The 18,737-nt window shown below is 66.6% G+C and carries 19 protein-coding genes; 9 read left to right on the top strand and 10 right to left on the bottom strand.

The window, feature by feature from the left end:
* Nucleotides 1-129: 129 nt before the first annotated feature.
* Both clpA and gloB read right to left on the bottom strand, forming a co-directional pair.
* Nucleotides 130-2,454, bottom strand: coding sequence for an ATP-dependent Clp protease ATP-binding subunit ClpA (gene clpA, locus BU124_RS05440; protein ID WP_084861440.1), 2,325 nt, complete (start codon nt 2,452-2,454; stop codon nt 130-132).
* Nucleotides 2,455-2,671: 217 nt separating this feature from the next.
* Nucleotides 2,672-3,436, bottom strand: coding sequence for a hydroxyacylglutathione hydrolase (gene gloB, locus BU124_RS05435; protein WP_084861439.1), 765 nt, complete (start codon nt 3,434-3,436; stop codon nt 2,672-2,674).
* 62 nt (nt 3,437-3,498) lie between these two features.
* On the opposite strand from gloB, the gene BU124_RS05430 reads away from it, so the two are divergent.
* The 7 genes from BU124_RS05430 (at nt 3,499) to BU124_RS05400 (ending at nt 9,969) form a co-directional block, all read left to right on the top strand.
* On the top strand, nt 3,499-4,260 hold the full coding sequence (locus tag BU124_RS05430) for a class I SAM-dependent methyltransferase (protein ID WP_084861438.1): 762 nt from the start codon (nt 3,499-3,501) through the stop codon (nt 4,258-4,260).
* 282 nt (nt 4,261-4,542) lie between these two features.
* Nucleotides 4,543-5,115, top strand: coding sequence for a F0F1 ATP synthase subunit delta (locus BU124_RS05425; protein ID WP_245831615.1), 573 nt, complete (start codon nt 4,543-4,545; stop codon nt 5,113-5,115).
* Nucleotides 5,115-6,653, top strand: coding sequence for a F0F1 ATP synthase subunit alpha (atpA, locus tag BU124_RS05420; protein ID WP_084861436.1), 1,539 nt, complete (start codon nt 5,115-5,117; stop codon nt 6,651-6,653). Before BU124_RS05425 ends, atpA begins: the two co-directional genes overlap by 1 nt.
* A gap of 35 nt (nt 6,654-6,688) precedes the next feature.
* Entirely contained in the window at nt 6,689-7,564 is an 876-nt protein-coding gene (locus BU124_RS05415) for a F0F1 ATP synthase subunit gamma (protein WP_084861435.1), read from the top strand.
* 19 nt (nt 7,565-7,583) lie between these two features.
* Nucleotides 7,584-9,008, top strand: a complete 1,425-nt coding sequence (atpD, locus tag BU124_RS05410) for a F0F1 ATP synthase subunit beta (RefSeq protein ID WP_084861434.1) — start codon at nt 7,584-7,586, stop codon at nt 9,006-9,008.
* 9 nt (nt 9,009-9,017) lie between these two features.
* Complete coding sequence (locus tag BU124_RS05405; protein WP_084861433.1) at nt 9,018-9,455, top strand: F0F1 ATP synthase subunit epsilon; 438 nt, start codon at nt 9,018-9,020, stop codon at nt 9,453-9,455.
* Between the two features lie 88 nt (nt 9,456-9,543).
* On the top strand, nt 9,544-9,969 hold the full coding sequence (locus BU124_RS05400) for an H-type lectin domain-containing protein (protein WP_342743721.1): 426 nt from the start codon (nt 9,544-9,546) through the stop codon (nt 9,967-9,969).
* A 43-nt stretch (nt 9,970-10,012) separates the two neighbouring features.
* Here BU124_RS05400 and BU124_RS05395 read toward each other — a convergent pair whose 3' ends face one another.
* Nucleotides 10,013-11,029 (bottom strand): ribose-phosphate pyrophosphokinase, encoded by a 1,017-nt coding sequence (locus BU124_RS05395; protein ID WP_084861431.1) that lies wholly within the window; start codon nt 11,027-11,029, stop codon nt 10,013-10,015.
* A 94-nt stretch (nt 11,030-11,123) separates the two neighbouring features.
* Here BU124_RS05395 and BU124_RS05390 point away from each other — a divergent pair, with 94 nt between their 5' ends.
* The gene (locus BU124_RS05390) at nt 11,124-11,720 is read left to right on the top strand and encodes a 2-hydroxychromene-2-carboxylate isomerase (RefSeq protein ID WP_084861430.1); all 597 of its coding nucleotides are present in this window, start codon (nt 11,124-11,126) and stop codon (nt 11,718-11,720) included.
* Here BU124_RS05390 and BU124_RS05385 read toward each other — a convergent pair.
* The 5 genes from BU124_RS05385 to BU124_RS05365 form a co-directional block, all read right to left on the bottom strand.
* Nucleotides 11,717-12,766 (bottom strand): threonine aldolase family protein, encoded by a 1,050-nt coding sequence (locus BU124_RS05385; protein ID WP_084861429.1) that lies wholly within the window; start codon nt 12,764-12,766, stop codon nt 11,717-11,719. The two genes, BU124_RS05390 and BU124_RS05385, sit on opposite strands and share 4 nt — an antisense overlap.
* Nucleotides 12,767-13,237, bottom strand: coding sequence for a YcgN family cysteine cluster protein (locus tag BU124_RS05380; protein WP_084861428.1), 471 nt, complete (start codon nt 13,235-13,237; stop codon nt 12,767-12,769).
* Nucleotides 13,230-14,156, bottom strand: a complete 927-nt coding sequence (locus BU124_RS05375) for a bifunctional riboflavin kinase/FAD synthetase (RefSeq protein WP_084861498.1) — start codon at nt 14,154-14,156, stop codon at nt 13,230-13,232. Before BU124_RS05375 ends, BU124_RS05380 begins: the two co-directional genes overlap by 8 nt.
* 118 nt (nt 14,157-14,274) lie before the next feature.
* Nucleotides 14,275-14,718 carry a MaoC family dehydratase gene (locus tag BU124_RS05370; protein WP_084861427.1) on the bottom strand — a complete coding sequence of 148 codons (444 nt, stop codon included), beginning with the start codon at nt 14,716-14,718 and terminating at the stop codon, nt 14,275-14,277.
* Nucleotides 14,719-14,810: 92 nt separating this feature from the next.
* A complete protein-coding gene (locus tag BU124_RS05365; RefSeq protein ID WP_084861426.1) occupies nt 14,811-15,683 on the bottom strand; it encodes a TIGR01459 family HAD-type hydrolase in 873 nt (290 codons plus the stop codon).
* A gap of 128 nt (nt 15,684-15,811) precedes the next feature.
* On the opposite strand from BU124_RS05365, the gene BU124_RS05360 reads away from it, so the two are divergent.
* Complete coding sequence (locus BU124_RS05360) at nt 15,812-17,065, top strand: aminopeptidase (RefSeq protein WP_084861425.1); 1,254 nt, start codon at nt 15,812-15,814, stop codon at nt 17,063-17,065.
* A gap of 6 nt (nt 17,066-17,071) precedes the next feature.
* On the opposite strand, the gene BU124_RS05355 is transcribed toward BU124_RS05360, so the two are convergent.
* Together BU124_RS05355 and BU124_RS05350 are read right to left on the bottom strand one after the other, a co-directional pair.
* On the bottom strand, nt 17,072-17,611 hold the full coding sequence (locus BU124_RS05355) for a GNAT family N-acetyltransferase (RefSeq protein WP_084861424.1): 540 nt from the start codon (nt 17,609-17,611) through the stop codon (nt 17,072-17,074).
* A 103-nt stretch (nt 17,612-17,714) separates the two neighbouring features.
* Nucleotides 17,715-18,635 carry a manganese-dependent inorganic pyrophosphatase gene (locus BU124_RS05350; RefSeq protein ID WP_084861423.1) on the bottom strand — a complete coding sequence of 307 codons (921 nt, stop codon included), beginning with the start codon at nt 18,633-18,635 and terminating at the stop codon, nt 17,715-17,717.
* Nucleotides 18,636-18,737: the final 102 nt, after the last annotated feature.

The raw sequence follows: 18,737 nt of genomic DNA, 5'->3' as shown, positions 1-18,737 counted from the left end.
GCGGGTCCTGCTTGGGCCGTCTGCCGACCGCGCCGCCCGCCTTGTCGCCGCCACAATAGAAAACGCCCCCGCCGATGCCGGCGAGGGCGAGCTATTACAGCTGCGCGCGCGATCCGGTGCTAATCGCGCCTACTCCGCCGTCAACAGGCGGGGCTTGTCCCCGCCCAGGCGTGGGTTCTGTGGCGGCTCGTAGGTCAGCTCGATCTCGCCATCCTTGACACCGACCTTGACCAGCCCGCCCTTGGACAGCTTGCCGAAAAGCAGTTCCTCGGCCAGGGGTTTCTTGATGTGCTCCTGGATTACCCGGCCCAGCGGGCGCGCGCCCATCTTGTCGTCGTAGCCCTTCTCGGCCAACCACTCGGCGGCCTCCGGCGTCAGGTCGATGGAGACGTTGCGGTCCATCAGCTGCGCCTCGAGCTGGAGCACGAACTTTTCGACCACCTGCAGGATCACCGACTTGGGCAGCGCCCCGAAGGAGATGACCGAGTCCAGCCGGTTGCGGAACTCCGGCGTGAAGGTCCGCTCGATCGCGGCGGTGTCCTCGCCCTCGCGGCGGTCGCGGCCGAAGCCCACGGCCTCCTGCGCCTGTTCGGCGGCGCCCGCGTTGGAGGTCATGATCAGGATCACGTTGCGGAAATCCGTGGTGCGCCCGTTGTGATCGGTCAACTGGCCGTGGTCCATTACCTGCAACAGGATGTTGTAGACATCCGGGTGCGCCTTCTCGATCTCGTCGAGCAGCAGCACGCAATGCGGGTTCTGGTCCACGCCGTCTGTCAGCAGCCCGCCCTGATCGAAGCCGACATAGCCCGGGGGGGCGCCGATCAGGCGGCTGATGGCGTGCTTTTCCATGTATTCGGACATGTCGAAACGCAGCATCTCGACGCCCAGGGTGTCGGCCAGTTGCTTGGCAACCTCGGTCTTGCCGACACCGGTGGGCCCGGCGAAGAGGTAGTTGCCGATGGGCTTCTCCGGTTCGCGCAGGCCCGCGCGGGCCAGCTTGATCGCTGACGACAGGGCGTCGATCGCCTTGTCCTGCCCAAAGACCACGCGCTTGAGCGAGCCTTCGAGGTCCTGCAGAACTTCCGCATCGGACTTCGAGACGTTCTTGGGCGGGATGCGGGCGATCTTGGCGACCACCGCCTCAATCTCCTTGGGGCCGATCGTCTTGCGGCGCTTGCTGCCGGCCACGAGGTGCTGCGCAGCGCCGGCCTCGTCGATCACGTCGATGGCCTTGTCGGGCAGCTTGCGGTCGTTGATGTAGCGCGCCGACAGTTCCACCGCGGTCTTGATCGCGTCGTGGGTGTAGCGGATCGCGTGGTGGCCCTCGAAATAGGGCTTGAGGCCCTGCAGGATCTTGATTGCATCCTCGACGGTGGGTTCGGTCACGTCGATCTTCTGGAACCGGCGCGACAGGGCGCGGTCCTTTTCGAAGTGCTGTCGAAACTCCTTGTAGGTGGTCGAGCCCATGCAGCGCAGCTTGCCGCCCTGAAGGGCCGGCTTGAGCAGGTTGGAGGCATCCATGGCGCCGCCCGAGGTCGCGCCAGCGCCGATCACGGTGTGGATCTCGTCGATGAACAGGACGGCATCGGGGTGTTCTTCCAGTTCCTGCACGACGGCCTTGAGGCGCTCCTCGAAATCACCGCGGTAGCGCGTGCCGGCCAGCAGGGCGCCCATGTCGAGCGAATAGATCGTGGCCCCGCGCAGGACCTCGGGGACTTCCTTGCTCACGATCTTGCGGGCAAGGCCTTCGGCGATCGCGGTCTTGCCCACGCCCGGGTCCCCCACAAGAAGCGGGTTGTTTTTGCGCCGCCGGCATAGGACCTGCACGCAGCGCTCGACCTCGTGGCCCCGCCCGATCAGCGGGTCGACATCGCCCGCGTGCGACTTGGCGTTGAGGTCGACGCAGTACTTGGCCAGCGCGGACTCGTCCTTGTTGTCCTCGGGCGCGGTGCGGGTGCTTTCCTCGTCGACCTGTTCGGCCCCGGTGACGGGGCGGCTTTCGCCATAGGCCGGGTCCTTCGCCACGCCGTGGGCGATGAAATTGACCGCGTCGTAGCGGGTCATGTCCTGGTCCTGCAGGAAATAGGCCGCGTTCGACTCGCGTTCGGCGAAGATCGCGACCAGCACATTCGCACCGGTCACCTCGGTCCGGCCCGAAGACTGAACATGAATCGCCGCGCGCTGTATCACGCGCTGGAAGGCCGCCGTGGGCACCGCCTCCGAGCCCTCGACCTCGGTCACGAGGGTGGAGAGGTCATCCTCGATGAATTGCTCGAGAGTCTTGCGCAACTCCTCGAGGTCGACCGAGCATGCTTTCATCACCCGCGCAGCGTCCGGTTCGTCGATCAGGGCCAGCAGAAGGTGCTCCAGCGTGGCCAGTTCGTGGCGCCGCGCGTTGGCCAGCGCCAGTGCTCCGTGAATGGACTGCTCAAGTGTTGTCGAAAAAGATGGCACGTTGCGTGCTCCTCTGTCGGGGGTCGGCGGGGATGGCCCCGTGTCCGACCGTGGCCTCATACTATTAAGTTTTGGTTCCGTGGCGCAGGTTTCAAGCAAAAACTGCGCCTGACCCCTTCACTTTCTGCGCGCTGTGCTGTGATGCCTTCAGATTCCGCGCCTTCGCCACACTGATCCGGGTGGACGTGACGCAGGCGGCCCGGGTCTATGAGACCTGTCACTGGAACCGGTCCCGGCGCGCGCGGACCTCGGCGAAGACGTCCACGGCGCTGGCCTCGGGCATCGCGAGGGCGGCTTTCAGGTCCGGGTGGTCGGCGCGCAGGAAGGGATTTGTCGCCGTTTCCTCGGCCAGGGTCGAGGGCACGGTGGGTCGCTCCTCGGCCCGCGCGGCGCTGATGGCCTCACCCCGGGTCAGGAGTGCGGCGTTGTCCGGGTCGACGGTCAGCGCGAAGCGATAGTTCGTTTCGGTGTATTCATGGCCCGAACAGACCCGCGTTTGCTCGGGCAGGGCGCGCAGCTTGAGCAGGCTCTGCCACATCTGCGCGGGGGTGCCCTCGAACAGGCGCCCGCAGCCCAGTGCCATCAGGCTGTCGGCGGTAAAGACGGCCGCCGCGGCGGGCACATGCACCGCGATGTGGCCCCGGGTGTGGCCCGAGACGTCGAGCACCCGCGCCTCGACCCCGCAGGTGGTGAAGGTATCGCCCTCGGCGACCTCCACGTCGAGCGGGGGCAGGCGGCGAGCATCCGCGGCCGCCCCGATCACCCGCGCCCCGGCGCGCAGGTCGGCGACGCCCTCGACGTGGTCTGGGTGGTGATGGGTGATCAACAAATCGGTCAGGCGCCAGCCGCGGGCCTCCAGCGCCGTGCGGATCGGGGCCGTCTCGGGGGCGTCGACCAGCAGGGTCTGGCCCCCCTCGGGATCATGCAGGAGGAAGGCGTAATTGTCCTGCCGGCAGGGAATGGTCACAAGCTCCAGGGGCATGGCGTTTTCTCTTCCGCTTGATAAGGTCAGCTCGAGTGTGACCGAGGCGGGCGAACGCTGCAATGCATCTGGACGTGCACGACATCCGGGATTTCTATTATCGCAGCACCCTGGGCCGCGCAGCGCAGGGCGTGATCCGGGGCGAGCTGCAGCGCCTCTGGCCCGAGGCGAAGGGCCAGAACGTGGCCGGCTTCGGTTTCGCCGTCCCGCTGCTGCGGCCCTTCCTGGGCGAGGCGCGCCGGGTCATCGGGCTGATGCCCGGGCCGCAGGGGGTGATGTCCTGGCCCGCGGGCCAGCCCAACATCAGCGTGCTGTGCGAGGAACACCTCTGGCCGCTGGCGACCGGCAGCATCGACAAGCTGGTGCTGCTGCACGGGCTGGAAACCTCGGACCGGCCCGCCGCCGTGCTGGCCGAGTGCTACCGCGTGCTCGGCCCCGGCGGATGCGTGGTCTTCATCGTTCCAAACAGGGGCGGGCTCTGGTCGCGGTCGGATCGAACGCCGTTCGGCTATGGCCGGCCCTATTCGATGTCCCAACTCGAAGCGCAGCTGCGCGGCGCGGGCTTCGTGACCGAACGGGCGCGCTCGACGCTCTATCAGCCGCCGTCGCGGCGGCGCACCTGGCGCCGGTTCGGCCGGGTAATGGAAACTGTGGGTCGACACGTCCCCGTCTTTGCCGCGGGCGGCGTTCTGATGATCGAGGCAAGCAAGCAGGTCGTCGCGCCCTCCGGGCCGGGGCTTGCCGAACGAGTGAGCCGCCCGCTGCGCGTCCTCGATGGCAGCCCGCAACCGGCCGGCGCGTCGGGGCGATCGCTGGGCGGCTGAGGTAGGGAATCCCCGTCCGCCCGGCAGTATACAATTGTGTGCGGCCGGCGACCGCCGCCGTGCATGGGACATGGCGCAAAGCGTCGCACCCCCGCGCACCCCCTGTGTTCAAGGCGTCAAGGGCGCTTGCGAAAAGCGGCGCAAGAAGGTTGCCCCACCAAAAACCCTCTGCTACATCCCGCCCTGATCTCGCGCCCGCGGCATCCCGTCCGGGCAAGTCTCGCTGCCTTCACACCCCCGACGTCTCGACGGGTGGTCCGTGCGGGCCTTGAAATCGGAAGGGTGGACGTGTCCGAACCAGCTTCGATCTCGACCGGCATCGCGCAGCGCTATGCCACAGCAGTCTTCGACCTCAGCAAGGAGGGGGGCGCCAAGGGTCTGCAAACCCTCGAAACCGACATCGACGCCCTCTCGTCCGCGTTTGACGACAGCGCCGACCTGCGCGCCCTGATCGCCTCGCCGATCCAGTCGCGCGCGGACCAGGGCAAGGCAATCGCGGCGGTCGCCAAGAAGATGGCCCTCTCCGACACGATGACCAACACGCTGGCCCTCATGGCCGACAAGCGCCGCCTGTTCGTCGTCCCGCATATGCTGGCCGCCCTGCGCGCCATGCTGGCCGAGGAAAAGGGCGAGGTGACCGCCGAGGTGGTCACCGCCAAGGCGCTGACCCAGAAACAGTCCGACGCGCTGGCCAAGACGCTCAAGGAGCGTGTCGGCGCGGACGTCAGGATTAATGCGACCGTCGATGAAAGCCTCATCGGCGGTCTTGTTGTCAAGGTGGGCTCGAAGATGATCGACACCTCGATCAAGGCCAAGCTCGCTGCACTCCAGAACACCATGAAAGAGGCCCGGTAATGGCGATCCAAGCTGCAGAGATTTCTGCGATCCTCAAGGACCAGATCAAGAATTTCGGCCAGGAGGCCGAAGTGGCCGAGGTCGGTCGCGTGCTGTCTGTCGGCGACGGGATCGCCCGGGTCTATGGCCTCGACAATGTCCAGGCCGGCGAGATGGTTGAATTCCCCGGCGGCATCCGTGGCATGGCGCTGAACCTTGAAAACGACAACGTCGGTGTCGTGATCTTCGGGTCGGACCAGGCCATCAAGGAAGGAGACACCGTCAAGCGGACCAACGCGATCGTCGACGTGCCCACCGGTGACGCGCTTCTGGGCCGCGTTGTCGACGGCCTGGGCAACCCGCTGGACGGCAAGGGCCCGATCGAGGCGACGACCCGCACCGCCGCCGACGTCAAAGCGCCCGGCATCATCCCGCGCAAGTCGGTGCACGAGCCCATGGCCACAGGCCTCAAGGCCGTGGACTCGATGATCCCGATCGGCCGCGGCCAGCGCGAGCTCATCATCGGCGACCGCCAGACCGGCAAGACCGCCGTGGCGCTGGACACGATCCTCAACCAGAAGGCCTACAACGACGCCGCCGGCGACGACGAGAGCAAGAAGCTTTACTGCGTCTATGTCGCCGTCGGCCAGAAGCGGTCCACCGTCGCGCAGCTGGTCAAGAAGCTCGAGGAAAACGACGCGCTCGAGTACTCCATCGTCATCGCCGCCACCGCCTCGGACCCGGCACCGATGCAGTTCCTGGCGCCCTACGCCGCCACTGCCATGGCCGAGCATTTCCGCGACAACGGCCGCCACGCGCTGATCGTCTACGACGACCTGTCCAAGCAGGCCGTGGCCTATCGCCAGATGTCGCTGCTGCTGCGCCGCCCGCCGGGCCGCGAAGCCTACCCGGGCGACGTCTTCTACCTGCACTCGCGCCTGTTGGAGCGGTCGGCCAAGCTCAACGAGGACAGCGGCGCGGGCTCGCTGACCGCTCTGCCGATCATCGAGACCCAGGGCGGCGACGTGTCGGCCTTCATCCCGACCAACGTGATCTCGATCACCGACGGCCAGATCTTCCTGGAAACCGAGTTGTTCTACCAGGGTATCCGCCCGGCCGTGAACACCGGCCTGTCAGTGTCACGCGTCGGTTCCTCAGCGCAGACGGCGGCGATGAAATCGGTGGCCGGCCCGGTCAAGCTGGAACTGGCCCAGTATCGTGAAATGGCGGCCTTCGCGCAGTTCGGGTCGGACCTCGACGCGGCCACGCAGAAGCTTCTGAACCGCGGCGCGCGGCTGACCGAGCTGATGAAGCAGCCGCAGTATTCGCCGCTGACCAACGCCGAGATCGTCTGCGTCATCTACGCGGGCACCCAGGGCTACCTCGACGGGCTGGAAGTCTCGGACGTGGGTCGCTTCGAAACGGACATGCTGCAGTTCCTGCGCACCAAACGCCAGGACGTGCTTGACGTCATCACCAAGGACGACCCCAAGATCAAGGGCGAGGCCGAGGAGAAGCTCAAGGGCGCGATCGACGAGTTCGCCAAGGACTTCGCCTGATCTGACTTGAACCGAACCGGAAAGGAGACAGGCGCATGCCAAGTCTCAAGGACCTGAAGAACAGGATCGAGTCGGTCAAGTCGACCCGCAAGATCACCAAGGCCATGCAGATGGTGGCCGCCGCGAAACTGCGGCGGGCGCAGGACGCGGCCGAGGCGGCCCGGCCCTACGCCGACCGGTTCAACGCGGTAATGGCCGGCCTCGCGGCCAGCGTGGGCGACAGCGACAGCGCGCCGGTGCTGCTGCGCGGCACCGGCAGCGACCAGACCCATCTGCTGGTGGTCATGACCGCCGAGCGCGGCCTGTGCGGCGGCTTCAACGCCAACATCGCCAAGCTGGCCCGCACCAAGGCAAAAGAGCTGAGCGACCAGGGCAAGACCGTCAAGATCCTGACCGTGGGCAAGAAGGGCCGCGATGCGCTGCGGCGTGACTGGGGCGAGCATTTTGTCGGCCACGTCGACCTGTCCGAGGTCAAGTACGTCGCCTACGAGAACGCGCAGGGGATCGCCCGCGACATCCTCGGCCGGTTCGACAACGGCGACTTCGACGTGGCAACGCTCTTCTACGCGGAGTTCGTCAACGTCGTCACCCAGACCCCGAAATCACACCAGGTGATCCCCTTCGAGGTGCCCGAGGGCACCGAGGCGGAGGGCGGCACGCTCTATGATTACGAGCCGGGCGAAGAAGAGATCCTCGCCGACCTTCTGCCGCGCGGTGTCGCCACGGCGATCTTTGCGGCGCTGCTGGAAAATGGCGCCTCGGAACAGGGGGCGCGGATGTCGGCGATGGACAACGCCACTCGCAACGCCGGCGAGATGATCGACAAGCTGACGATCGAGTACAACCGCTCGCGCCAGGCCGTCATCACCAACGAGCTGATTGAAATCATTTCGGGCGCCGAGGCGCTCTAAGAGAACCGGAGAAACGACAATGGCAAACGAAAAAGGCAAGGTCACCCAGGTGATTGGCGCCGTCGTGGATGTGCAGTTCGACGATCACCTGCCGGCGATCCTGAACGCGCTGACCACCGACAACAACGGCAAGACGCTGGTTCTCGAGGTGGCCCAGCACCTCGGCGAGAGCACCGTGCGCACCATCGCCATGGACGCCACTGAGGGCTTGGTCCGCGGGCAGGAGGTCACCGACTCCGACGCGCCGATCTCGGTGCCGGTGGGCGATGCCACGCTGGGGCGCATCCTCAACGTCATCGGCGAACCCGTGGACGAAAAAGGCCCGATCGAGGCCAAGGAAACCCGCGCCATCCACCAGTCGGCGCCCGACTTTTCCGACCAGTCCACCGAGTCCGAGGTGCTTGTCACCGGCATCAAGGTGATCGACCTGCTGGCGCCCTACGCCAAGGGCGGCAAGATCGGCCTGTTCGGCGGCGCCGGCGTGGGCAAGACGGTTCTCATCCAGGAGCTGATCAACAACATCGCCAAGGTGCACTCGGGCCTGTCGGTCTTCGCCGGCGTCGGGGAGCGCACGCGCGAGGGCAATGACCTCTACCACGAGATGATCGATTCCGGCGTTCTGACGCCGGACAACCTGCCCGATTCCAAGATCGCGCTGGTCTACGGCCAGATGAACGAACCGCCGGGGGCCCGTGCCCGTGTCGCCCTGACCGGCCTGACCCTGGCCGAGCAGTTCCGCGACCAGTCGGGTGCCGACGTTCTGTTTTTCGTCGACAACATCTTCCGCTTCACCCAGGCGGGCTCGGAAATGTCGGCGCTTCTGGGCCGCATCCCCTCGGCGGTGGGCTACCAGCCGACGCTGGCGACCGACATGGGTGCGATGCAGGAACGCATCGCCTCGACCAAGTCCGGCTCGATCACCTCGATCCAGGCGGTCTACGTGCCCGCCGACGACCTGACCGACCCCGCGCCGGCCACGACCTTCGCCCACCTCGACGCGACGACGGTTCTCAACCGCGCGATCTCGGAAAAGGGGATCTACCCGGCGGTGGACCCGCTCGACTCCAGCTCGCGGCTGATGGACCCGCTCATCGTCGGGCAAGACCACTACGAGGTTGCCCGTGACGTCCAGGGTATCCTGCAGCGCTACAAGGCCCTTCAGGACATCATCGCCATTCTCGGCATGGACGAGCTGAGCGAGGAGGACAAGCTGACCGTGGCCCGCGCCCGCAAGATCGAACGGTTCCTCAGCCAGCCCTTCGACGTCGCCAAGGTCTTTACCGGCTCCGACGGCATCCAGGTGCCGCTGGAGGACACGATCGCGTCGTTCAAGGCGGTGGTGGCCGGGGAATACGATCACCTGCCCGAGGGTGCGTTCTACATGGTCGGCGGCATCGAGGACGTGGTCGCCAAGGCCGAGAAACTGGCCGCCGAGGCGGCATAAGGAGCCCTCATGGCAAACGCGCTTCACTTCGACCTCGTCAGCCCCGAACGGCGCCTCGCGCAGCTGGAGGCGACCGAGGTCCGCATCCCCGGCGCAGACGGGGACATGACGGCCATGGCCGATCATGCCCCGACCATCACGACCCTGCGCCCGGGCCTGTTGACGGTCACTCATGATGGCGGCTCGGACGATTACGTGGTCTCGGGCGGCTTTGCCGAGATCAATTCCGACGGGATCACGGTTCTGGCCGAGAAGGCCCTGCCGCGGGGCGAGATGACCCAGGAGGTCTACGACCGCCTGGTCGACGAGGCCCAGAGCGCCTATGACACGGCAAAGCAAACTGCCAGCAACGACCCGGGGCCGGTCGACGACGCGGCCAAGCTGCTGTCGGACATGGTGGCGATCGGCGGCCATATCGGGCTGAGCCCGAAACAGCCGAACCTGTAGGCCGGGGATCGAAATTCGCAAAAGCGGGCGCCTTCGGGCGCCCGTTTTTTGTTCGGGCCGCCCTGATCGTGACTGCCATTTCGGTTGCATGGTGCATGCGTCCTGCCGAAAATACCGCGATGACAACAGAGACCCGCGAGGAGCGGCCTTTGGGGAAAAGCGGATGAAGCGGTTTCGAAATCACCTGATCGGCGTCGAGCAGGGCGATTTCGTCCTGTTTTCGGATTTTGAGACGGATGGCGCGATGTGGACCGGCGAGGGCGAGCGGCGCATGCGCGCCCGCATTGATTTTTCGGAAAGCTACCGCCGGCCGCCCGCGGTCCAGCTCGCGCCCTCCATGTGGGACATTTCGAACACGGCCTTCGCGCGGGTCGACCTGCGTGCCGAAGATGTGACTGAGGAGGGCTTCGTCATCACCTTCACCACCTGGGGCGACACGAAGATTGCGCGGATGCGTGTGAGCTGGACAGCCATGGGCGAATTGCGCCATGACGACGATTGGGATCTCTATTGACCTGCTGCGCGGCCGCCTGCTGCGGCCCTGCGCGCCAATGGTGTCACACGGTCGCGTACATGCCCTCGTAGATCGGCGTCAGAGTCTCGTGATCGAAAAGCGATGACACGCTTGTGCCGTTCCAGATGTTCAGGATGGCCTGGGCGAACATCGGCGCAGTGGGCACGGTGCGGATATTGGGGCAGTCCACGACTGGCTTGGTGGCTTGGATGCTGTCGGTGATGACCAGCGATTTCATCACCGAGTTGGTGATCCGCTCGACCGCCGGACCGGACAGAACCCCGTGCGTGATGTAGGAATGCACCTCGGTCGCGCCGTGTGTCATGAGCACCTCCGCGGCCTTGCACAGGGTCCCGGCGGTGTCGCAGATGTCGTCCACGATGATGCATTTCTTGCCGGTGACATTGCCGATCACGGTCATCTCGGCGATCTCGCCGGGTTTCTCGCGGCGCTTGTCGACGATGGCCAGCGGCGCGTTGATCCGCTGGGCCAGTTCGCGCGCGCGGGCCACGCCGCCCACGTCGGGGCTGACGACCATCACATCCTCGGCGCCCCTGAAATTGTGCTGGATGTCCAGCGCGAAGATCGGGCTGGCATAGAGGTTGTCCACAGGGATATCGAAGAAGCCCTGGATCTGGGCGGCGTGCAGGTCCATCGTCAGGATACGTTCGACGCCCGCCTCGACCAGCATGTTGGCCACCAGCTTGGCCGAGATGGGCGTGCGCGCCTTGGTGCGGCGGTCCTGGCGGGCATAGCCGAAATAGGGCACCACGGCCGTGATCCGCGCGGCCGAGGACCGGCGCAGCGCGTCGCAGATGATCAGCAGTTCCATCAGGTTGTCGTTGGCCGGGTTCGAAGTGGGCTGGATGACGAACATATCCTCGCCGCGGACGTTCTCGAAGACCTCGACAAAGATCTCGCCGTCGTTGAACCGCTCGACCCGGGCATCGACCAGCCCGACATTTATGCCGCGGTGCATGGACATCCGCCGCGCGACGGACTGGGCAAGCGGCATGTTGGCATTGCCCGAGATGAGCTTGGGCTCGACGATATTCGGCATGTGGCAGGACCCCGAGGTGACAGATTCGTGACGTTGACACCGCTTAGCATGCGTCTAACCTGCCGCAAAGAAAGCAGACGGGGTGCCGGGGCAAATGCCGCAGATCGACTATTACTTCACCACGATATCGCCCTTTACCTATCTGGCGGGCACGCGGCTGGAAGAGATCGCGGCGCGGCACGGGGCGACGGTAGCCTACAAGCCGCTCGACATCATGGCGCTATTCGCGCGCACCGGCGGCACGCCCCCGGGCGAACGTCACCCCAACCGGCAGGCCTATCGGTTGCAGGACATGCGCCGGTCGGCTGAGAAGGCCGGGATGCCGATCACTCTCAAGCCCGCGCATTTTCCCACAAACCCGGCCCCGTCGTCCTATGCGATCATCGCCGCGCAGAATGCCGGGGGCGGGGATCTCGGCGGGCTGGTTCATGCCATCCTGCGCGCCTGCTGGGCCGAGGAAAAGGACGTTGCCGAGGATTCTGTGATCCGCGCGGCACTGGAACAGAACGGGTTCGATCCGGGCCTGTCCGACAGCGGCTTGCTGAGCGGGGCCGAAACCTATGCCGCCAACCTCGAAGAGGCCGTGGCGCGGGGCGTCTTCGGATCGCCCTTCTATGCCGCGGGTGACGAGCTGTTCTGGGGCCAGGACCGGCTTGAGGACCTCGACCTGCACCTGGCAGGCAAGCTCTAGCCTTGCATCGCCGACAGGAATGCGTCGGCCCCCGTGATGCCGATGGACCAGTCGCAGACTAGCCGTGCGGTCAGTGGCGCATCGGGGTCGCCGGTGTGCGGGTCGCCGTCCCAAACGTAATAATAGGCACCGGCGTCGAGGAGCCGCTTGTGAAGGCGGCGTGGAAAGCGTGCGAATATGATGTTTGCCGCCGGCTCGTGCAGAAATTCCACGCTGTCTTGCTGTTGCAAGCCCTCGGCCAGGTGGGCGCAGGTCGCGTTGGCGCGGCGTGCCAACTCCAGCCAGAGGTCGTCGGCGAGATAGGCCTCCATCTGGGCCGACAGGTAGCGGTGTTTGGAAAACAGGTGCGCCCCGCGCTTGCGGCGCAGCTCGAACTCCCAGGCTTTCTCGGGATCGAAGAGGATCACCGCCTCGGCCCCCATCAGGCCGTTCTTGGTGCCGCCGAAGCTGACGGCATCGACCCCCGCCCGCCAGGTCATCTCGGCCGGGGTGCAGTCAAGCGCGACCAGCGCATTGGCAAAGCGCGCTCCGTCAAGGTGGGTCTGCAGCCCGAAGTCGCGGGCCACCCCGGACAGGTCGGCGATCTCGGAGGGCGTGTAGACGGTGCCCTTTTCGGTCGCATTGGTGATCGAGACCGGCCCGCGCTGGGGGCCGTGCACGCCGCGGCTTTCCTCGGCGGCGATGGCCGCGCGCAGGGCCTGCGGGTCCATCTTGGCATCGCGGTCGCCCACGAGGGTCAGCTTGGCACCGCCGGAATAGAACTCCGGCGCGTTGCACTCGTCCTCGTTGATATGGGCCATGGCGGTGCAAAACACCGTGTCCCAGGGGTTCGCCATCGTGGCCAGCGCGAGGGCATTGGCCGCCGTGCCGGTCGCGACAAGGTAGACCGCCGCCTGCGGCGCCTCGAAGACCTCGCGCAGGCGGTCGCGGACGCGCGCCATGGCCGGTTCCGCGCCATAGGCGCTGGTATGGCCCTCGTTGGCGCGGGCCAGGGCGTCGAGCACCGAAGGGTGGGCCGGGCCGCCGTTGTCAGAGGCAAAGAACATCTAGAGCGGCTCCTCGATGATATGATCTTCCCAGTCGTCGTCGGGCGTTTCGAATTCGCTGACCGTCAGGTCCTGCACCGAAACGCCGGCGTCGTGGACTGTCTGCGGATCGCCCGAAATCAGCGGGTGCCAGTGGAACAGGTCCCGCCCCTCGTAGACCAGCCGATAGGCGCAGGTCCGTGGCAGCCAGTACATGTGCTGCCGGATCGTCTCGGGGGTCAGCTGGATGCAATCGGGCACGAACTGGTGGCGGATGTCGTACTGGGTGCAGCGGCAGGTGCTGTCGTCCAGCAGGCGACAGGCGACGCGGGTCAGGGCGACCTCGCCGGTGTCGGCGTCCTCCAGCTTGTTCAGGCAGCACTTGCCGCAGCCGTCGCAGAGCGCCTCCCACTCGGCCTCGGTCATCTTGTGCATCGGCACGCGCGCCCAGAACTCGCGGCGCAGCCCCTCGCGCTTTATCGGATCAGACATGCGCCAGCACCTCGCGCGCGCGGGCGCAATCCGTGTCCATCTGGGCGATCAGCGGCGCGACGCCGTCGAAGGACGCCTCGCCGCGCAGGAATTCGACCAGGGCGACGCTCAGATGCGCGCCGTAAAGATCGCCCGCGAAGTCGAACAGGTAGGTTTCGCAGTTGGCATGATTGACGCCGAAGGTGGGTTTCACACCGATCGAGGCCGCCCCGTGGTAGTGGCCCCGGTGGGGGCCGTCCAGAACCTCGGCCAGCACGGCGTAGACGCCGAACTTGGGCGGGTGCAGCCCGTCGATGGACATGTTGGCGGTGGGATAGCCCAGGTCGCGGCCGCGCTGGTCGCCCTGGATCACCGGGCCGTCGATGCGGTGCCAGTGGCCCAGCATCTCGGCGGCGACGCGCGGTTCGCCCTCGCTCAGCGCGGCGCGGATCGCTGTCGAGGAGGCCGCGCCCGAGGCGGTGCGCAGCATCGGCGCGACGGTCACGCCGAAGCCCATGTCGGCCCCGTAGTGCCGCAGACGTTCGGCATTGCCCGTCCGCCCCTTGCCGAAGCAGAAATCCTCGCCGACGACCACATGCGCCACGCCGAGGCTGTCGCGCAGGATGTGTTCGGCAAAGCCGCGGTCGCTGAGCTCGGAAATCGCGGCGGTGAAGGGCAGCTCGTACAGGTGGTCCACCCCGATCTTTTCCAGCCGGTGCGCGCGGGTCTGGGCGTTCATCAGGCGAAAGGGCGGGGTGTCGGGGCGCAGGACCTCGCGCGGGTGCGGCTCGAATGTCAGCACGCCCAGTGGCGCATCCGCGCGGCGGGCCAGGTCGATCACGGCCTGGTGGCCCAGGTGCACCCCGTCGAAATTTCCGATCGCGACCGAGGCGCCTTTGTCCTCGGGCGGGACGAAATCTATGTCGCGGGTGATGCGCATGCGCGACGGGTAGCGCGGCGTGGCGGCGGTGGCAAGCGCCCGCCGAGCCATGGGCCCATGGCCCATGAACCGGCGGGCCGGTTCGGCCATGGGGCCGGATCGGACCGCCGCGCTGGGGTCAGTCGAACTTTGCCGAAGGCGCCAGGACCTTGGCTTCGCCGGTCAACACCGGCTTGCCCGCGACGAGGCAGCGCGTCTGAAGCGTCACCCGCCGCTTGGCCGGTTCGATCTCGGTCACCTCGACCTCGGCGGTCACGCGGTCGCCGGGGCGGACGGGCCCGAGGAATTTCATCGTCTGGCCCAGGTAGACCGTACCATGGCCCGGAAGCTGTTCGCCGATCACCGCCGAGACCAGCCCGGCGGTCAGCATCCCGTGGGCGATGCGCCCCTCGAAGATCGTGTCGCGGGCATAGGCATCGTCCAGGTGCACCGGGTTGTGATCGGTCGAGACGGCGGCGAACATCTCGATGTCCTGATCGGTCACGGTCTTGGACAGGGACCGGACCATGCCGATCTCGATATCCTCGATGCAGATCGTTCCCTTGGGCAGATTGTCGAGCATGTCACATTCCTCGGGCAACAAAAAATCCCCCACTTGGCGTGGTATGAAATTTTGTTACTTCGCGAGCGCAGAAACATCAAGGGCAAACTGCGTCAGCGCAGGAACCCGATGGCATAGGTCGGATGCACCATCTCGCGCGTCGTGTAGGCGTCGAGAGCCTGCGGGTCCGGGTTTTCGCCGGTCTTCGTTTCTTTCGCGGCCAGCCCGCCGGTGATGAAGAGGCTGTCGGTGTCCTCTTGCTGGGCGCCGAGGATATCGGTGCGGATACCGTCGCCGATGGCGATGATGCGCGGGTCGTCGATGGCCCCGGCAAGGGCCGCGTGGCGCCGCCGGGCCAGGTCGTAGATGGGCGGATGCGGCTTGCCGAAATAAAGGCTTTCGCCGCCCATCTCGGTATAGAGCGCGGCCAGCGCCCCGGCGCACCATTCCCGCGCGCCGCCGCGGTCCACCACCATGTCGGGATTGGCGCAGAGCAGTTTCAGCCCCCGCTTCTTGGCGTAAAGGAGCTGCGGCCGGTTGACCGCGGGGTCCGCGTGCGGATCGAAGGGGCCGCAGCAGACGATGCCCTCGGCCCGGTCCAGCTCTACCACCTCGATCTCGACCGGGTCGTCGATGATGCGCAGCGGCTCAAAAAAGGACCGGTCCCGTGTCTCGCCCATGAACCAGACCTTGCGGCCCACCGCGCCGCGGAACATCGCCGCGCGGGCGCTGTCGCCACTGGTGGCGATGCTGTCCCAGGCATCGGCTGGAATCCCGAGGCTGGCGACATGCTCTTCGACCGGCCCACGCGCCCGCGGGGCGTTGGTGACCAGCACGACCTTGCCGCCGCGCGCGCGAAAACCCTGCATCGCCGCCACCGCGCCGGGAAAGGCCCGCACGCCGTCGTGCATGCAGCCCCAGAGATCGACGAAGGCCACGTTGTAATTGTCTGAGATGTCGGCGAATTTTTGGATGATCTCGGTCATTGGGGGCTTTCGGGCTAGGGGGTCGCCGCCAGATAGCCCGTTTTGCCCGCCGGGGGAAAGGGGCGGGGGTGGACTGTGCCGCCGCGGCGCATATCTTGCGCCAAACCCACGGATCACGAGGCGACCCAATGCAAGACCCGCACCTGCCCTTCGACACTGACAAGCTCGACAAGCTGGCCGAGGTGGCCGTGCAGGTTGGGCTTGGGCTGCAGCCCGGCCAGGATCTCGTCCTGACTGCCCCGGTCGAGGCGCTGCCGCTGGTGCGGCGCATCGCGGCGGCGGCCTATCGCGCGGGGGCGGCGAACGTGACGCCGATCCTGTCGGACGAGGCGGTGACGCTGGCGCGCTTCGAGCACGGGCACGAGGCGGCCTTCGATTCCGCCCCCGGCTGGCTTTACAACGGCATGGCCGAGGCCTTTGCGAACAATGCCGCGCGGCTGGCGATCACCGCCGACAACCCGCTGCTGCTCAAGGGGCAGGACCCGGACAAGGCGGCGCGGGTGGCCAAGGCCAATTCCGCGGCCTCGAAGCCCGCGAAGGAGCCGGTCGTCAATTTCGACATCAACTGGAACATCGTCAGCTACCCCGGCCGGGCCTGGGCACGGCAGGTCTTTCCCGACCTGCCCGAGGATGCGGCGGTGGCGCAGCTGGCCGAGGCGATCTTCGCCGCGTCGCGGGTAGACCGGGACGACCCGGTCGCCGAATGGCAGGCCCATAACGCCACGCTGCGCGCCCGCACCGATTGGCTCAATGACCAGGCCTTCAGCGCGCTGCATTTCACCGGGGGCGGCACCGACCTGACGGTGGGCTTGGCCGAGGGGCACGAATGGAAGGGCGGCGCGTCGCGGGCCGGCAACGGCACCACCTGCAATCCGAACATCCCCACCGAAGAGGTCTTCACCACCCCCCACAAGGACCGCGTGGACGGCGTGGCGAAGGCGTCGAAACCGCTGGTCTACCAGGGCACGCCGATCGCGGATATCGAGGTGCGGTTCGTGCAGGGCCGCATCGTCGAGGCCAGCGCCAGCGAGGGCGAAGCGGCCTGGCAGAACCTGATCGACACCGACGCGGGCGCGGCGCGGCTGGGCGAGGTGGCACTGGTGCCGCACGGCTCGCCCATCTCGCAATCGGGGCTGCTGTTCTTCAACACGCTCTATGACGAGAACGCCGCCTGCCACATCGCGCAGGGCCAGTGCTATTCCGATTGCTTCGTCGATGCGGTGGCAGGTGACCCTGACAAGGTCGTGGAGGCGGGCGGCAATTCCAGCCTGATCCACGTCGACTGGATGATCGGCGGGCCAAAGACGGACGTCGATGGCATCACGCCCGACGGCACCCGCGTGCCGGTGTTTCGCCGCGGCGAATGGGCCAGCGAGGCCTGAGCCGGCTCACCAGTAGACGGGGTCGTCGATCGCCTGAACGCAGTGCAACGGCCCCGTGATCGGGGCCAGCGGCGCATCCGTAAGGGACTGGGCCTGCCAGCCCTCGGGGTATTGAAGCCGGCGCGGAGCTGGAACGGTCTCGGTCGTGGCGGGCCGGAAGCCCACCTTGCAGTAATAGGCCGGGTCGCCATAGGTCACCGCCACATCCGCTCCCGCGCGCCGCATCTCGGAAAGGCCATGCCGCAGCAACGACTGCCCCACGCCCTTGCCCTGTTGATCGGGGGCCACGGCAACCGGCGCCAGCAGGAAAACGCGGCGGTGATCGTTGGGGGCTTGCAGACGCGAAAAGATGATCGCGCCGACCATGGTGTCGACGTCCCACGCGGTGAAAACATGCAGGTCTGTATCCGGCACCTCGGACAGCATGTCGCGCGCGAGCCCGCCGATCAGCGCGCCCTCTTCGGCGCCTTCGGACGCGCCGAAGCTGTCCTCGAACAGCCGGGCAATGGCCGTGGTGCGCGACTTGAAGTCGGCCGAATACTGCATGGCGGACACCCGCCCCCTCCTATGAGTATTGCCCGAGCAGCTCGCAAAGAGGAACCCTCGCCGCGGACCACGCGGCGAGGGTGTTCCAGCCGCCTGGCGCGGCTTACAGCGCCAGGTTCGGGATGATCTGCTTCTTGCGCGACATGACGCCGGGCAAGACCACGATGTCGCCCTCGACCGTCGCGCCGAAGCTCTTCTCGGCCACCGCCTTGACGGTGTCGTTGGGCACCAGGAGCGTCGCCTCTTCGCGCAGGATATCGACGACGAAGAGCAGCACTTCGTCCACGCCATCCTCGGCGGCGACATCCCCCATGCTGGCCATCAGGCTGTCCTTGCGCCCCAGCGGCATCTCGGGTGCGGTGGTTTCCAGGACCGAGACGCGGAACTTGGTGTCTGAGACCTCGTATTCCTTGGAGTCCATGCGGATCAGCTCGGCATCCGAAAAGGCCGAGACATCGGACTTGGCCGCGAACATCTCGGCGGCGTAGTCGGTCAGGTTCAGGCCCAGGTCGGCGGCGAGGCTTTCGGCCAGCGCCTTGTCCTGCGCGGTGGTGGTGGGGCTGCGAAACTCCAGCGTGTCCGACAGGATGCACGACAGCATGAGGCCCTTGACCGGATCGGTCAGCTTGTCGGCATCGGCGCCCATGAGGGTGTGCATGATGGTGGCCGTGCAGGCCAGCGGCCGGATGGTGATGTTGATCGGGCCCTTGGTTTCCAGCCCGCCGACCAGCTTGTGATGGTCGATGATCGCCTGCACGTCGGCGCCGTTGATATTGTCGGGAAGTTCGGCGGGGTTGTTGGTGTCGACGACGACACAGGGCTGGTCGTCGGCCACGTCGGCGATGATCTCGGGCGTGTCATAGCCCCAGCGGGACAGGACGAAGGCGGCCTCGGTATTGGGCGCGCCCAGCAGGACCGGCTTGGCGTCCTGACCTTTGATGTCGGACAGATACCAGGCCCAGATCAGGGGCGCGCCGGTGGAGTCGGTGTCGGGGGCCTTGTGGCCGAAAACGAGTGTGGTCATTGTGGAAAGCCCGTGGTTCAGGTGAATTTGCCGGCCTTATAGGGGGGATGGATTGGACTGTCACGCGACACGGTGCCCGGTCTTGCATCGCGGCCACAGCGG

It is taken from the genome of Salibaculum halophilum (genome assembly GCF_002094885.1).
Lineage (GTDB): Bacteria > Pseudomonadota > Alphaproteobacteria > Rhodobacterales > Rhodobacteraceae > Salibaculum > Salibaculum halophilum.
This window is presented reverse-complemented; position numbering and strand designations above follow the sequence as displayed.

Excerpts from the sequence above, each read along its gene's own strand:
- BU124_RS05365 (WP_084861426.1), bottom strand. The coding sequence starts at position 15,683 with ATGACCGAGATCATCCAAAAATTCGCCGACATCTCAGACAATTACAAC.
- gloB (WP_084861439.1), bottom strand. The coding sequence starts at position 3,436 with ATGCCCCTGGAGCTTGTGACCATTCCCTGCCGGCAGGACAATTACGCC.
- atpA (WP_084861436.1), top strand. The coding sequence starts at position 5,115 with ATGGCGATCCAAGCTGCAGAGATTTCTGCGATCCTCAAGGACCAGATC.
- BU124_RS05355 (WP_084861424.1), bottom strand. The coding sequence starts at position 17,611 with ATGCAGTATTCGGCCGACTTCAAGTCGCGCACCACGGCCATTGCCCGG.
- BU124_RS05360 (WP_084861425.1), top strand. The coding sequence starts at position 15,812 with ATGCAAGACCCGCACCTGCCCTTCGACACTGACAAGCTCGACAAGCTG.
- BU124_RS05390 (WP_084861430.1), top strand. The coding sequence starts at position 11,124 with ATGCCGCAGATCGACTATTACTTCACCACGATATCGCCCTTTACCTAT.
- BU124_RS05405 (WP_084861433.1), top strand. The coding sequence starts at position 9,018 with ATGGCAAACGCGCTTCACTTCGACCTCGTCAGCCCCGAACGGCGCCTC.
- atpD (WP_084861434.1), top strand. The coding sequence starts at position 7,584 with ATGGCAAACGAAAAAGGCAAGGTCACCCAGGTGATTGGCGCCGTCGTG.
- BU124_RS05370 (WP_084861427.1), bottom strand. The coding sequence starts at position 14,718 with ATGCTCGACAATCTGCCCAAGGGAACGATCTGCATCGAGGATATCGAG.
- BU124_RS05400 (WP_342743721.1), top strand. The coding sequence starts at position 9,544 with ATGGTGCATGCGTCCTGCCGAAAATACCGCGATGACAACAGAGACCCG.
- BU124_RS05350 (WP_084861423.1), bottom strand. The coding sequence starts at position 18,635 with ATGACCACACTCGTTTTCGGCCACAAGGCCCCCGACACCGACTCCACC.
- BU124_RS05375 (WP_084861498.1), bottom strand. The coding sequence starts at position 14,156 with ATGCGCATCACCCGCGACATAGATTTCGTCCCGCCCGAGGACAAAGGC.
- BU124_RS05415 (WP_084861435.1), top strand. The coding sequence starts at position 6,689 with ATGCCAAGTCTCAAGGACCTGAAGAACAGGATCGAGTCGGTCAAGTCG.
- BU124_RS05430 (WP_084861438.1), top strand. The coding sequence starts at position 3,499 with ATGCATCTGGACGTGCACGACATCCGGGATTTCTATTATCGCAGCACC.
- BU124_RS05395 (WP_084861431.1), bottom strand. The coding sequence starts at position 11,029 with ATGCCGAATATCGTCGAGCCCAAGCTCATCTCGGGCAATGCCAACATG.
- BU124_RS05385 (WP_084861429.1), bottom strand. The coding sequence starts at position 12,766 with ATGTTCTTTGCCTCTGACAACGGCGGCCCGGCCCACCCTTCGGTGCTC.
- BU124_RS05380 (WP_084861428.1), bottom strand. The coding sequence starts at position 13,237 with ATGTCTGATCCGATAAAGCGCGAGGGGCTGCGCCGCGAGTTCTGGGCG.